Annotated in this window: 15 protein-coding genes and 6 tRNA genes; 18 read left to right on the top strand and 3 right to left on the bottom strand. The window is 60.6% G+C overall.

Annotated elements, in window-relative coordinates:
- Window positions 1–105: 105 nt before the first annotated feature.
- From J7655_RS08435 to J7655_RS08495, 13 genes are all read left to right on the top strand, one after another.
- Window positions 106–972 (top strand): PHP domain-containing protein, encoded by an 867-nt coding sequence (locus J7655_RS08435; RefSeq protein ID WP_230927374.1) that lies wholly within the window; start codon window positions 106–108, stop codon window positions 970–972.
- Window positions 973–985: 13 nt separating this feature from the next.
- Window positions 986–1612: an L-threonylcarbamoyladenylate synthase gene (locus tag J7655_RS08440; protein WP_230927375.1), complete on the top strand. Its 627-nt coding sequence runs from the start codon at window positions 986–988 to the stop codon at window positions 1610–1612.
- 71 nt (window positions 1613–1683) lie between these two features.
- Entirely contained in the window at window positions 1684–2898 is a 1215-nt protein-coding gene (locus J7655_RS08445; protein WP_420850918.1) for a tryptophan--tRNA ligase, read from the top strand.
- Window positions 2899–3038: 140 nt separating this feature from the next.
- Window positions 3039–3737 (top strand): segregation and condensation protein A, encoded by a 699-nt coding sequence (locus tag J7655_RS08450; protein WP_187272792.1) that lies wholly within the window; start codon window positions 3039–3041, stop codon window positions 3735–3737.
- The gene (gene scpB, locus J7655_RS08455; RefSeq protein ID WP_230927376.1) at window positions 3734–4534 is read left to right on the top strand and encodes an SMC-Scp complex subunit ScpB; all 801 of its coding nucleotides are present in this window, start codon (window positions 3734–3736) and stop codon (window positions 4532–4534) included. The genes J7655_RS08450 and scpB overlap by 4 nt, the downstream gene beginning before the upstream one ends.
- Before the next feature lie 96 nt (window positions 4535–4630).
- Window positions 4631–4816, top strand: a complete 186-nt coding sequence (locus J7655_RS08460; protein WP_230927377.1) for a DUF1289 domain-containing protein — start codon at window positions 4631–4633, stop codon at window positions 4814–4816.
- A gap of 199 nt (window positions 4817–5015) precedes the next feature.
- Window positions 5016–5091, top strand: a tRNA-Ala gene (locus J7655_RS08465).
- Window positions 5092–5151: 60 nt separating this feature from the next.
- Window positions 5152–5227: transfer RNA gene (locus tag J7655_RS08470), tRNA-Glu, on the top strand.
- Between the two features lie 49 nt (window positions 5228–5276).
- Window positions 5277–5352: transfer RNA gene (locus tag J7655_RS08475), tRNA-Ala, on the top strand.
- A gap of 48 nt (window positions 5353–5400) precedes the next feature.
- Window positions 5401–5476 (top strand) — tRNA-Glu (locus J7655_RS08480).
- A 47-nt stretch (window positions 5477–5523) separates the two neighbouring features.
- Window positions 5524–5599, top strand: a tRNA-Ala gene (locus J7655_RS08485).
- Window positions 5600–5891: 292 nt separating this feature from the next.
- Entirely contained in the window at window positions 5892–6230 is a 339-nt protein-coding gene (locus J7655_RS08490; protein ID WP_230927378.1) for a type II toxin-antitoxin system RelE/ParE family toxin, read from the top strand.
- A 2-nt stretch (window positions 6231–6232) separates the two neighbouring features.
- Window positions 6233–6553: a helix-turn-helix domain-containing transcriptional regulator gene (locus J7655_RS08495; RefSeq protein ID WP_147810741.1), complete on the top strand. Its 321-nt coding sequence runs from the start codon at window positions 6233–6235 to the stop codon at window positions 6551–6553.
- A gap of 2 nt (window positions 6554–6555) precedes the next feature.
- On the opposite strand, the gene J7655_RS08500 is transcribed toward J7655_RS08495, so the two are convergent.
- Window positions 6556–7008, bottom strand: coding sequence for a site-specific recombinase resolvase (locus J7655_RS08500; protein WP_230927379.1), 453 nt, complete (start codon window positions 7006–7008; stop codon window positions 6556–6558).
- A gap of 149 nt (window positions 7009–7157) precedes the next feature.
- Between J7655_RS08500 and J7655_RS08505 the strand changes: the two genes are divergently transcribed.
- The 4 genes from J7655_RS08505 to J7655_RS08520 all read left to right on the top strand — a co-directional run bounded on the left by J7655_RS08505 (window position 7158) and on the right by J7655_RS08520 (window position 9360).
- Window positions 7158–8390, top strand: a complete 1233-nt coding sequence (locus tag J7655_RS08505) for an RNA-guided endonuclease InsQ/TnpB family protein (protein WP_230927380.1) — start codon at window positions 7158–7160, stop codon at window positions 8388–8390.
- A gap of 157 nt (window positions 8391–8547) precedes the next feature.
- Complete coding sequence (locus J7655_RS08510; protein ID WP_147810738.1) at window positions 8548–8823, top strand: type II toxin-antitoxin system Phd/YefM family antitoxin; 276 nt, start codon at window positions 8548–8550, stop codon at window positions 8821–8823.
- Entirely contained in the window at window positions 8823–9164 is a 342-nt protein-coding gene (locus J7655_RS08515; RefSeq protein WP_147810737.1) for a type II toxin-antitoxin system RelE/ParE family toxin, read from the top strand. Before J7655_RS08510 ends, J7655_RS08515 begins: the two co-directional genes overlap by 1 nt.
- 120 nt (window positions 9165–9284) lie before the next feature.
- Window positions 9285–9360 (top strand) — tRNA-Glu (locus tag J7655_RS08520).
- Window positions 9361–10138: 778 nt separating this feature from the next.
- Here the strand turns inward: J7655_RS08520 and J7655_RS08525 are convergent.
- Window positions 10139–10600 carry a GGDEF domain-containing protein gene (locus tag J7655_RS08525; protein WP_230927381.1) on the bottom strand — a complete coding sequence of 154 codons (462 nt, stop codon included), beginning with the start codon at window positions 10598–10600 and terminating at the stop codon, window positions 10139–10141.
- Complete coding sequence (locus tag J7655_RS08530; RefSeq protein WP_230927382.1) at window positions 10588–11808, bottom strand: RNA-guided endonuclease InsQ/TnpB family protein; 1221 nt, start codon at window positions 11806–11808, stop codon at window positions 10588–10590. Before J7655_RS08530 ends, J7655_RS08525 begins: the two co-directional genes overlap by 13 nt.
- A gap of 23 nt (window positions 11809–11831) precedes the next feature.
- On the opposite strand from J7655_RS08530, the gene tnpA reads away from it, so the two are divergent.
- Entirely contained in the window at window positions 11832–12248 is a 417-nt protein-coding gene (tnpA, locus tag J7655_RS08535) for an IS200/IS605 family transposase (RefSeq protein ID WP_230927383.1), read from the top strand.
- Window positions 12249–12418: the final 170 nt, after the last annotated feature.

A 12418-nucleotide genomic window follows, 5' to 3' on the forward strand; every position in this document is an offset into this window, starting at 1 on the left:
ATGTGGGGTCGAAGCGAGGGCGGGGAGCATTTGCGCGATGCGGTAACAGCCTTGGCGCAGATGTGAGGCATAATAACAAACATCAATGTCAACGAAAGCGCCGCCATGATTGTCGATCTGCACTGCCACAGTACCGCCTCCGATGGCGTCCTGGCGCCCGCTGTTCTGGTGGCCAGAGCCCATGAACGTGGCGTACGGCTGCTGGCGCTGACCGATCATGACACGCTGGAAGGGCTCGATGAAGCGCGCCAGGCGGCAGCGCCATTGGGCGTGAAGCTGGTCAATGGTATCGAGCTGTCCTGTACCTGGGGTGGTGCCACCATCCATGTCTTGGGCTATGCCTTCGAACGCGAGGCGCCGGCGCTCTGTGCGGCCATCGAGGCCCTGCATCACGGGCGCTGGCAGCGTGCCGAGGAGATCGACCGACGCCTCGCCGCCAAGGGTATGCCCGGTGCTCTGGAGGGCGCGCGCGCTGTCCAGCAGGCGTTGGGCGACAGCGGTAACGCGCCGGCACGTCCACATTTCGCTGAGTTTCTGGTGCGTGCCGGACATGTGCGCGACCGTGCCGAGGCGTTTCGCAAGTGGCTGGGTTCGGGCAAATTGGGTGACGTCAAGCAGCATTGGCCTATGCTGGAAGAAACCGTTGCCACTTTGCGCGCGGCCGGGGCCTGGATCAGCCTGGCGCATCCGTGGCAATACGATTTCACGCGCAGTAAGCGTCGCCGTCTGGTGGCCGACTTCGCGGCAGCCGGTGGCCACGCGCTGGAAGTGGTCAACGGCATGCAGCCGGCCGAGCAGGTCGGCGGCCTGGCGATTCTGGCCCGTGAGTTTGGTTTGATGGCCAGCGTCGGCAGTGATTTTCATGCGCCGGGCGACTGGTCCGAGCTGGGTATGTACCGGCCGCTGCCCGACGATCTGACTGCGCTCTGGGAGCGTTTCGAGCATGCACAGCCATCCGCTGTCACTTCATGAGCAGGAAGCAAACGTGAGTCAATTCTTCCAGATTCATCCGGAAAACCCGCAGGCGCGCCTGGTAAAACAGGCCGTGGAAATCATTCGTGGTGGCGGCGTGGTGGTCTATCCGACCGATTCCTCCTATGCAGTGGGTTGCGCGACCGGCGACAAGAATGCGGTAGAGCGCATTCGTCGTCTGCGTCAGCTCGATGACAAGCACAACTTCACCCTGGTTTGCCGCGATCTGTCGCAGATCGGACTGTTTGCCAAGGTCGACACCGCTGCCTTTCGCCTGCTGAAAAATCACACGCCCGGCCCTTACACCTTCATCCTCAATGCCACCCGCGAAGTGCCGCGCATGCTGCTGCATCCCAAGCGCCGTACCATCGGTATTCGCGTGCCCAGCCATCCCATCGCGCTGGCGCTGCTGGAGCAGTTGGGTGAGCCGCTGATGAGCGTCAGCCTGATCATGCCGGGCGATGAACTGCCGATGTCCGACCCTTACGAAATGCGCCAGGTGCTCGAGCATCAGGTCGATCTGATCATCGACGGCGGTTTTGGCGGGCTGGAAGCGTCCACCGTGGTCAGTCTGGCTGATGAGAGCCCGCAAGTGCTGCGCGTCGGTTGCGGTGATGCGACGCCGTTCAGTGATCTCTGACGGCGGATTTTCCGCCTGGGGCGCAGCTGTCCTATACTGCCAGGCCTCGTCTGGACTTTGGATGGAACGGTTTGAGCCTTAACGACTCCGAGCGTCGGGTGCTGTCAGGGATGCGTCCGAGCGGTCGTCTTCACCTTGGGCACTATCACGGCGTGCTGAAGAACTGGGTCAAGTTGCAGCACGAGTACGACTGCTTCTTCTGCATTGTCGACTGGCATGCGCTGACCACCGATTACGCCGAGGCCAGCCAGCTTTCCCAACATGTCATGGACATGGCGGTGGATTGGTTGGCCGCTGGCGTCAGTCCCAGCTCGGCGACACTGTTCGTGCAGTCGCAGGTGCCGGAGCATGCCGAGCTGCACCTGCTGCTGTCGATGATCTGTCCGCTCAGCTGGCTCGAGCGCGTGCCGTCCTACAAGGAGCAGCAGGAGCGACAGAGCGGCAAGGATCTTTCCACCTACGGGTTTCTTGGCTACCCGCTGCTGCAGGCGGCGGACATCCTGCTCTATCACGCCGGCCAGGTGCCGGTCGGTGCGGATCAGTTGCCGCACATCGAATTTGCCCGCGACGTGGCGCGCCGCTTCAACCACCTGTATGGCAGCGAGCCGGATTTCGAGCTGAAGGCCGAGGCGGCCATCGGCAAGCTGGGCAAGAAGCTCGGTAAGCTCTACAGCAACCTGCGCAAGGCCTATCAGGAGCAGGGTGACGTCCAGGCGCTGGAGACGGCGCGGGCTTTGCTCAAGGAGCAGACCAGCCTCACCCTCGGCGACCAGGAACGCCTTTACGGCTATCTGGAAGGTGGCGGCAAGGTGATTCTGAGCGAGCCGCAGCCGATTCTTGCCGAGTTTTCGCGGGTGCCTGGCCTGGATGGACAGAAGATGGCCAAATCCAGCGGTAATGCCATATTCCTGCGCGACAGCGATGCCGAGCTCGAGGAAAAACTGCGGCGCATGCCCACCGATCCCGCGCGTGTACACCGTGATGATCCAGGTGAGCCGCAGCGTTGTCCGGTGTGGTCGCTGCACCAGCTGTATTCCAGTGACGAGCAGTTGCACTGGGTGATCGAGGGCTGTCGCAGCGCCTCGATTGGTTGCCTCGACTGCAAAAACGCACTGTGCTCAGCCCTGCAAGCCGAGCTGGCGCCACTGCAGCAGCGCGCCATCGATTACGAGGACAGCCCCGACCTGGTGCGCAGCATCCTCGCCGAAGGCGCCGAACGCGCGCGTGACGAAGCGCGCGAAACCCTGGCCGAAGTACGCATGGCCATGGGCCTGAATTACCGCTGAAGGAGCCCCAGTCGATGAGCGAGCCCGTCACGCCACCCCCGGACAGCCAGGCCGGCGCCCAGCAGGAGCTGCCGTTCGCCCTGGTTTACGGCGAGGCGGTCACCGAACTGCCGCTCGACCTGTACATTCCTCCGGATGCGCTGGAGGTCTTCCTCGAAGCCTTCGAGGGGCCGCTGGATCTGCTGCTGTATCTGATTCGCAAGCAGAACATCGACATCCTCGACATTCCCGTAGCCGAGATCACCAAACAGTACATGGGCTATGTCGAGCTTATGCATTCGGTGCGCCTGGAGCTGGCAGCTGAATACCTGGTGATGGCCGCCATGCTCGCCGAGATCAAGTCGCGCATGCTGCTGCCGCGCTCGGCAGAGGCCGAAGAGGAAGAGGACGATCCGCGCGCCGAGCTGATTCGCCGTCTGCAGGAGTACGAGCGCTTCAAGGCCGCTGCCGAAGGTATCGACGAGCTGCCGCGCGTCGGCCGTGATGTCACCGTACCCAAACTGGATGCGCCCGAAGCCCGCGCGCGCAAGCTGCTGCCGGACGTCAGCCTGGAAGAGGTATTGCTGTCCATGGCCGAGGTGCTGCGCCGCGCCGACATGTTCGAGAGCCACCAGGTTACCCGCGAGGCATTGTCCACCCGCGAGCGCATGAGCGAAGTGCTGGAGCGTCTCAAGGGTGGGGCGTTTGTACCGTTCGTCGAGCTGTTCAGCGCCGAGGAAGGGCGCCTTGGTGTGGTGGTGACCTTCATGGCAGTGCTCGAATTGATCAAGGAATCCCTGGTCGAGCTGGTGCAGAATGAGCCCTTCGCCGTTATCCATGTCCGAGCCCGTGCCGAATGAACCTGAACGACCCCAAAGACCTAGCCCAGTTGCTCGAAGCCTTTCTGCTGGCTTCCGGCAAGGCGCAGTCGCTCGAGCGCCTCTTCGAGCTGTTCGAGGAGGGCGAGCGGCCCGAGCCTGAGCAGTTCAAGGCGGCACTGGAGGTGCTTCGTCAGTCCTGTGAAGGCCGCGCCTTCGAGCTGAAGGAGGTGGCCTCGGGGTATCGCCTGCAGGTGCGTGAGCGCTTCGCGCCCTGGGTGGGCCGGCTCTGGGAGGAGCGCCCGCAGCGCTACTCCCGTGCGCTGCTGGAAACCCTGGCGCTGATCGCCTATCGCCAGCCCATCACCCGTGGCGAGATCGAGGACGTGCGCGGCGTGGCGGTCAACAGCAACATCACCAAGACGCTGCTCGAGCGCGAGTGGATTCGCGTGGTGGGTTATCGCGATGTGCCGGGGCGCCCGGCGATGTTCGCCACCACCAAGGGCTTTCTCGATCACTTCAACCTGAAAAGTCTCGACGAACTGCCACCGCTCGCTGCCTTGCGCGAACTGGAGTCGGAGCCCGAACTGGCGCTGGATGACGACGCCGAGGTGCCGGCCGGTCTGCAAGCACGCGCCGATCTGGCCTTGCAGGAAGATGGTGAAGCCGCTGAGCCGCGCGAGGAAACCAGCTTCCGCAGCCTGCTGGCCGAGCTGGACGACATGGAGCAGGGGCTCAAGACCGATTTCGATGACTTGCGCCTGGTCGAAGACGCCGAGGCAGAGGCGGTTCGCGAAGACGACATGGCCGACCTCGAAGGCGATCAGCCGTTGCATTGAGCGTGTTTAAGCCTTTCATCGAATACTTCAATCTCGCGGTTTGCCGTTCGGCCCTTAAGCTGCCTGCATTCGATTCCCGGTGGTTCAGGAGGTCCAGTGAGCAAGAGTCCGTGCATCAAGGTCTGCGAGTTCGACAAGGATATCTGCCTCGGTTGTGGTCGTAGCCGAGCACAAATCAAGGGTTGGAAGCGCCTGGACAAAGGCGAGCGTCTGGCTGTGCTGGCTGAAGCGGATATGCGTTTGCTGGCACTCGAGGTCACGGGGCGGCGCAGATATCGGTAGCGGCCTGGCTGGATTCGCTTACAGGCGAGCCTGTAGACGCTGCGAATCACCTGTCTACCGCTTGCGTGGGCGCGACACTTGATGGTTTTTCCAGAACATCCCTAAGTAATTGTTCTAGTGGTAAAAACTTTTGGGTGGCAGGAAAAATTTGGTTGACAGCCAATCGGGGCGCTCTTAACATGCGCCCCGTCCTCGAGATGGGGCTATAGCTCAGCTGGGAGAGCGCTTGCATGGCATGCAAGAGGTCAACGGTTCGATCCCGTTTAGCTCCACCAATCTCGACTCCTTCGGGAGTGCCAGAATCGATGTGAATCGGTTCGCGATAAGGGTCTTGCGTCCCCTTCGTCTAGTGGCCTAGGACACCGCCCTTTCACGGCGGTAACAGGGGTTCGAGTCCCCTAGGGGACGCCATTTATTCCAGCCGTAACGCTCAGGCGTTGCGGCCAGACCGCAAGGTTTCGGGGCTATAGCTCAGCTGGGAGAGCGCTTGCATGGCATGCAAGAGGTCAACTGTTCGATCCCGTTTAGCTCCACCAAACACTGACCAGGCCAGCCATGTGCTGGCCTTGTTCTTCGAAGGTTTTGTCCCCTTCGTCTAGTGGCCTAGGACACCGCCCTTTCACGGCGGTAACAGGGGTTCGAGTCCCCTAGGGGACGCCATTTTCCAGTCGCTGCACGCAAGTGTTGCGAGCCGACCGCAAGGTTTCGGGGCTATAGCTCAGCTGGGAGAGCGCTTGCATGGCATGCAAGAGGTCAACGGTTCGATCCCGTTTAGCTCCACCATACACAAGGGCCCGGATAATCTCCGGGCCCTTTTTTTTCGTCTGCGATCCCCGCACCACGCGGGGTTCCGGCCACCTGTGCTGCGGGTGGCCATCAGCCGAAACGCTCGAAATCGGCCACTTTCTCGGCCAGAGCCGTCTCTGTTCTCCGTTTGGCCTGCGGGTAGGCGCAGATGGGGCTCTCGCAAAATCAACAACTTACGCGCGCCGGTTCACCGTCAACCAAGGCCGCCAGTCAGGCATCGAACCTGTCACACTGGTGAAATGGAAACTTATACGTTACCATTCACCTCATGAGCTACCAGATCAAAGAACTCCTGCTGGACGATGGAGGCAACCCCTTCGCAGAGTGGTTCGGGTCGCTGGATGCCGTTGCCGCCGCCAAGGTGCGCGTAGCCGTCAGCCGGATGGAACAGGGCAACCTGTCCAACGTTGAGTGGTTTCGCGGCATTGGGGAATACAAGATCGACTGGGGGCCGGGCTTGCGCATCTACCTGGCCAAGGACGGTCTGAAGATCATCATCCTGATCGGCGGCGGCACCAAGAAGCGTCAACAGCAGGACATCGACCAAGCGGTGACGCTGTGGGAAGACTACAAGCGCCGCAAGGCATCAACCCAGAAAGGAAAGTGAACATGGCACTGACCCGTGATTTCAAAGAGACCGTGGCCGCGCGCGTGCAGAACGATCCGGCCTTTGCGCAGGCGCTTCTGGACGAGGCCATCACCCTGTTTGTCAATGGCGAGCCGGAATCGGCCAAGCTGATCCTGCGTGACCTGGTGAACGCCACGCTCGGCTTCGAGGCGCTGGCCGAGGAAATCCACAAGCCTGCCAAGAGCCTGCATCGGATGCTGTCGCAATCGGGCAACCCGACCATGAGCAACATCTCGGCTGTGTTTGCGGCCATCAAGCGTGCGCTCAAGGTCGAGGTGCACACTCAGATCGTGATGGCCTGATTTCAGGCATCAAACCCCGCCACCACCTCCCGCTGCGCCATCCAGTTGGTTGGCAGCGGATTGCGCTGGAACCACAGCGGGCTCATGCACCGGGGCTGCTGGCCAGCCAAGATGGCCTGGATGATGGCAGGCTCAAGCAGCGTCAGGCGCAGAAGTTCGTTGACCGTCGAGTGGTGCAGGCCTTCGCGCTGGACGATCTCGCTGCCACTGCCCACCACTCCATCGTCAAGCAATTGCTGCCAGTAGAAGGCCCGCGTCAGAGCCACCAGCAGGGGCTGGTCGATTTGGGTGACCACTTTGCCCGGCGCGTCGAGCTGGCCGTCCGGCCTCACCACCACCTTGCTGCCGCCTCGCTTCCTGATCTTCAGCGGGATGAAGGTCGATAGTTTCACCTGCCCGCCATCCCGGCGTTCGCGGGCGATGGCTGCGCCCAAGGTCTGCACTTTCGGTTTCATACAGCTCCCTCCATCCTTCTTTCCGCAGGGTACCCACACCGAAGGAGGTGTGGGGTGAATGCGGCGCAGGGCGTCAGCCCAGCTCGATTTCACCATTGCCGCACTCTTATTATGCTGTATGAATGAACAGTATTTGTTATGATTGTCTCATGATCATCCGCCAGGGCTTCAAATACCGACTGGACACCAACGAGGCGCAAAGCGCCCGCTTGCGTGTGCTGTGTGGTCATGCCCGGTATGTCTGGAATAAAGCCCTGAGCGAGTGCAATCAGATGCTGGCCACCGAAGGCCAGTTCGTGCCCCGCTACGAAACGATGGCCAAGTGGGTCACCGCCTGGAAGCGCAACGCCAATACCGAGTGGCTGAAAGACGCCTACACCGACAACCTGCAGCAGAAGCTCAAAGACCTCGACACCGCCTGGCAGCGCTTCTTCAAGAAGGTCGCCGACGCCGGCAGGCCGCAATTCAAGAAAAAAAGTCGTTGCCGTGACAGCGTGCGCTTTGTCAATTTCGCAAAATACTGCGCCCTTGACGGCAACCGGGTAAAACTTCCAGCCGGTATCGGCTGGGTTAAGTTTCGCCAGTCCCGCGCCATCCTGGGTGAGGTAAAGAACTGCACCGTAGACTTCGATGCCGGCCACTGGTTTATCAGTTTCCAGACCGAACGGGAAGTTGATAACCCGCTGCCGAAATCAACCAGCGCTGTCGGTATCGACATGGGCATTCAGCGCTTCGCCACCCTATCCGATGGCACCTATTGCGAGCCACTGAACAGCTTCAAGCGCCACCAGGATCAACTGGCTAAAGCCCAGCGGCAGATGAGCCGCAAAACCAAGTACAGCAGCAACTGGACGAAGGCCAAGGCCCGCGTTCAGCGCATCCATCACCGTATCGCCAACGTGCGCCGTGATTTCCTGCACAAGGCTTCAACGATCATCAGCAAAAACCACGCGATGGTCTGTATCGAAGACTTGCAGGTCAGCAACATGAGCGCATCGGCTGTCGGTACGGCTGAGCAACCAGGTCGCAATGTGAAAGCCAAGTCAGGCCTTAACAAAGCGATCCTTGACCAGGGATGGTACGAGTTTCGCCGCCAACTGGATTACAAGCTGGCCTGGAACGGTGGCTGGCTGATTGCTGTACCCGCCCACAATACCAGCCGCACCTGTCCGTGCTGTGGTCACGTCAGTGCAGACAGCCGCAAGACCCAAGCGCAGTTCCTGTGCGTACAGTGTGGCTATGCGAACAACGCGGACGTGGTTGGCGCAATCAACGTGCTTCGCCGTGGCGAGGCACACTTGAGTAACGAAGGGCTGGACGTAGCCCGGTTCGCCTGTGAAGTGAACGGCGCTGTAAGGCCGTCAGCAGCAGGAACCTGTTAGCCGAGTGATCGGCTAACACCTGAAAAGGAATCCCCTTCCTGAGCGCAAAGCGCGAAGGTGGGGGAGGATGTCAAAGCACTGGCACATCCAATTCAGCCGCCTTGCTATGAGACTAAAAAAGGACTATATTCAGTCTTGTTAAAACTGGAGCACAGCCATGCGCTACTCATCACAAGTCAAGCCGATCAGCTATCTCAAAGCCAACGCAGCCGAGGTCCTGACGCACCTCGCGGAGCAGCGTGAACCGATGGTCATAACCCAAAACGGCGAAGCCAAGGCTGTCCTGCAGGACGTCGCTTCGTTCGAGGAGACGCAAGAAACACTCGCCTTGCTAAAGATCCTCGCGTTGGGCAATCAGGATATGGCTGCTGGCAAGGTCAAGCCTGTCGCTGACGTAGTTGCCCGCCTCCGCGCCAAGCGAGCCTCAGTCTGATGGCAGGCTCATCAGCCAAGTTTGAGGTCCTGCTCACCGAGGGAGCGGAGCAGGATCTGGAGGCCATCCACGACTACATCTCCGAATTCGACTGCGTCGCCAACGCCAACTATGTATTGGATGAGTTGATGGACGTTGTGGAGAGTCTGTCGAAATTCCCGGAACGCGGCAGTTATCCGAAGGAACTAGTCGGCCTTGGGATCAAAGAATACCGCCAGACATTTTTCAAACCCTACCGCGTGATCTATCGTGTCACAGGCAACCAGGTCCTTATTTACTTGATTGCGGGCGGACGTCGTGACATGCAATCCGTACTCGCTCGCCGCCTGTTAGGCGCTTGACCCCCCTGCAGCCCTCGCCAGTCCTCATAAGCTCGGGAGGCCAGTCGGCACATGGTCAACCATCCGCCACCAATCACACGCAAGGCCAGCCGAGTGCTGGCCTTGTCGTTCGAAGGTTTCGTCCCCTTCGTCTAGTGGCCTAGGACACCGCCCTTTCACGGCGGTAACAGGGGTTCGAGTCCCCTAGGGGACGCCATTTTCTTGCCGCAATTGCGGAACCAGGGGCTGCTTCTCAGGAAGCGGCCCCTTTTTGTTGGTGCGCCAGGCATGGCGCGTAGCGCCGTGACTGGCGCTGTTCGGTTCACTGTGGTGGTGAGCTGGACGACTAGGAGGTGAAAGTCCTCTACACACCCGGCAAGGGGAAGTGTTAGCCAGAGGCAAGGGTGTCGTGGGTGACTGCGAATCTGAAGGAAGCCCGAGGCAAAATGCTGGCCTGACGAACAGGAAGCGGATTAGGCGGTGCAGCGGGGTAAGGTAGCCAAAATTGCCAAAGCCCAATACTTGCACGGAACGCTGTGACGTAGATCCGACAGGCATAAGCAGGAAAGTCGCGCGAATTACCCTGGGAGATCTGTTTGACCTGCCATGTGCTACCGGCGCCGCGAGGTGACGGGATGGGCGAACAGAAGTCAGCAGAGGCCGTAGTAGTTGCTCGCAACCGGAGCAATGAAGGGCTGAACCTGTCATGAGTGGATAGTCAGGTGTGCTCTCTGTTGGAGCGTAAAGCAGAAACGTCGTGAACAGCGGCGGTCGAGACCATCAGGAGGTAGGAGTCGGAAACTCCGAGGGCCGGTCTGGGCGCTTAGTTACCACAGGCGACACATCAACGGAACCAAGCTCGCTGACGCAGTCTGTCAGTAGGCAGGAACCGCCGTATACGGAACCGTATGTACGGTGGTGTGGGAGGACGGCGGGGGTGACCCCGCCTCCTACCCGATTGTGCCTGATTGGCAGGCAATACCGGGCTCTTGCTCTCAAGCGTCGTCGCAGGTGTTGTCCTGATAGCCGATAACGCGATTACGGCCTTCTGCCTTGGCGCGATAGAGCGCGCGGTCAGCCAGTTCGAGCCAGTGTTCGATGCAGTTGGGGGTGCTCGGTATGCCGGCATGCAGGCCGATACTCAGGCTTAGTGGTATCGAGTGTTGCTGGTAGTGGCAGGGGTGACGGGCGATGTCTTCGCGCAGTTGTTCGGCGAGGTCGAGTGCGCCGGTAAGGTCGGTGCCTTCAAGCAGTACCACGAACTCCTCGCCGCCGAAACGTGCCAGCAGGTCACTGCTACGCAGGCGTTGCTGGATGCGCTGGCTGGCATGACGCAGGCAGGCATCGCCGGCCAGGTGGCCATAGTGGTCATTGACCTGCTTGAAGTGATCCAGATCCAGCTTGACATCCTCCCCGGCCTGAAGGCCGGAGATTCCTACGGCGCTCAGGCGCGGCATTGAGCCGCCCCTGAGTCGCTTCGGTGGGTTCCTGCTGCTGGCGGCATTACCTCACCGCTCACTTCACAGGCGAACCGGGCGTGTCCCGCCCTTAGCACATTGATCGCGCCGACCACATCGGCGTTGTCCTCGAAGCCACATTCCACACACGCGAACCGGGCCTGTGTCTGGCGGTTGTCCGCCGACACATGGCCGCAGCACGGACAGGTGCGGCTCGTGTTCTGTGGCGGCACCGTCACCAACCAGCCGCCCCGCCATGCCAGCTTGTAGTCCAGTTGGCGGCGGAACTCGAACCAGCCTTGATCGAGGATGGCCTTGTTCAGGCCAGACTTGGCCCGAACGTTTCTACCCGGTTGTTCGGTCGTGCCTGCTGCTGATTTGGACATGTTCCGTACCTGCAAGTCCTCGATACACACCATCGCGTGGTTTTGGCTGATCGCGGTCGAGGTCTTGTGCAGGTAGTCGCGCCGGGCGTTGCCGATGCGGGCGTGAAGGCGCTGGATTCGGGCCTTGGCCTTCTTCCAGTTGACGCTGAATTTCACCTTGCGGCTCATGGCCTGCTGCGCCTTGCGCAGCGCGGTTTCGTGGCGTTTGAAGCTATTGAGCGGTGCGTAGACCGTGCCATCGCTCAGGGTGGCGAAGCGGGCAATACCGAGGTCGATGCCAACGGCTCTGCCCTGCGGCAGCGGGGTTTCCACTTCACGGCGGGTCTGGATCGAGACATGCCATTTGCCCGCGCTCAGGCTGACGGTGACGTTGCGCAGCTCGCCGAGCACCGGCCGACTGTTGCGATAGCGCAGCCAGCCCAGCTTGGGCAGAAAGATCCGGCAGTTGGCCTGATCCAGCTTGATTTGCTTCGGGTCGGGGTAACGGAAGCTGTCGCGCTGGCCCTTGCGCTTGAAGCGTGGGAAGTCGGCGCGCTGCTCGAAGAAGTTCCTGTAGGCTTTTTCGAGGTCTTTGAGGGCATGTTGCAGCGGATGAACGGGCGCTTCTTTCAGCCAGACCGTTTCGGTGCTGTTGCGCCAGGCGGTCAGCTGCCTGGCCATCGCCACATAGCCGATGAACTTGCCGCCGGCTTCGCGGTTGGCTTGCTGCAACGCCAAGGCCTGGTTGAACACGAACCGACAGGAGCCGGCGAAGCGGTGCATCAGGCGCTGCTGTTCGCCGGTCGGCATCAGTTCGTATTTGAAAGCTTGGAGTCGCTGCATGCCCAGCACTATACTCTTGGTCTATGGGCATTGAAAACGATATTAGACGCGGTAGACACTGCGTCTTCCTGATGCATGTAAATTTGGTCTTCGTGACGAAATATCGGCGCGAGGTCTTCACCCAAGCCATTCTCGACGACCTTCGCGTCGTCTTCGCCAGCGTATGCGCCGACTTCGGAGCGGAACTCGTTGAGTTAGATGGAGAGGATGACCATGTGCACCTACTGGTGAACTATCCGCCGAAGGTGGCCATCTCCAACCTCGTGAATAGCCTGAAAGGCGTCTCCAGCCGCATGATCCGCAGGAAAAATTACCCCAGCATCCGCAAAAAGCTGTGGGGCGGCGCGCTGTGGTCGCCCAGCTACTTTGCCGGCAGCTGCGGAGGTGCGCCCATCGAAGTCATCCGCCAGTACATCGAACAGCAGCAGACGCCTCATTAAAGGCAAAAACGGGGACGGCTACGCCGTCCGCGCTATCCTTCCCCGCCCTGAAGGGCGAGGTTTGCCGCGCACTGGATCAATTGCTCGTTCTCGGGCTCTCAGGCGAATGCACGGCATTATGGCGTGCTGCGCGGGTGCGATCAAAGCCTGGCGCTGCAGGGATCGTCCGT

The organism is Pseudomonas wenzhouensis (assembly GCF_021029445.1).
GTDB classification, from domain to species: Bacteria; Pseudomonadota; Gammaproteobacteria; order Pseudomonadales; family Pseudomonadaceae; genus Aquipseudomonas; species Aquipseudomonas wenzhouensis.

Bases quoted from the DNA above. Each gene is read 5' to 3' on its own strand.
- J7655_RS08435 (WP_230927374.1), top strand. From the start codon at position 106: ATGATTGTCGATCTGCACTGCCACAGTACCGCCTCCGATGGCGTCCTG.
- scpB (WP_230927376.1), top strand. From the start codon at position 3,734: ATGAACCTGAACGACCCCAAAGACCTAGCCCAGTTGCTCGAAGCCTTT.
- J7655_RS08490 (WP_230927378.1), top strand. From the start codon at position 5,892: ATGAGCTACCAGATCAAAGAACTCCTGCTGGACGATGGAGGCAACCCC.
- J7655_RS08495 (WP_147810741.1), top strand. From the start codon at position 6,233: ATGGCACTGACCCGTGATTTCAAAGAGACCGTGGCCGCGCGCGTGCAG.
- J7655_RS08500 (WP_230927379.1), bottom strand. From the start codon at position 7,008: ATGAAACCGAAAGTGCAGACCTTGGGCGCAGCCATCGCCCGCGAACGC.
- J7655_RS08505 (WP_230927380.1), top strand. From the start codon at position 7,158: ATGATCATCCGCCAGGGCTTCAAATACCGACTGGACACCAACGAGGCG.
- J7655_RS08510 (WP_147810738.1), top strand. From the start codon at position 8,548: ATGCGCTACTCATCACAAGTCAAGCCGATCAGCTATCTCAAAGCCAAC.
- J7655_RS08515 (WP_147810737.1), top strand. From the start codon at position 8,823: ATGGCAGGCTCATCAGCCAAGTTTGAGGTCCTGCTCACCGAGGGAGCG.
- J7655_RS08525 (WP_230927381.1), bottom strand. From the start codon at position 10,600: ATGCCGCGCCTGAGCGCCGTAGGAATCTCCGGCCTTCAGGCCGGGGAG.
- J7655_RS08530 (WP_230927382.1), bottom strand. From the start codon at position 11,808: ATGCAGCGACTCCAAGCTTTCAAATACGAACTGATGCCGACCGGCGAA.
- tnpA (WP_230927383.1), top strand. From the start codon at position 11,832: ATGGGCATTGAAAACGATATTAGACGCGGTAGACACTGCGTCTTCCTG.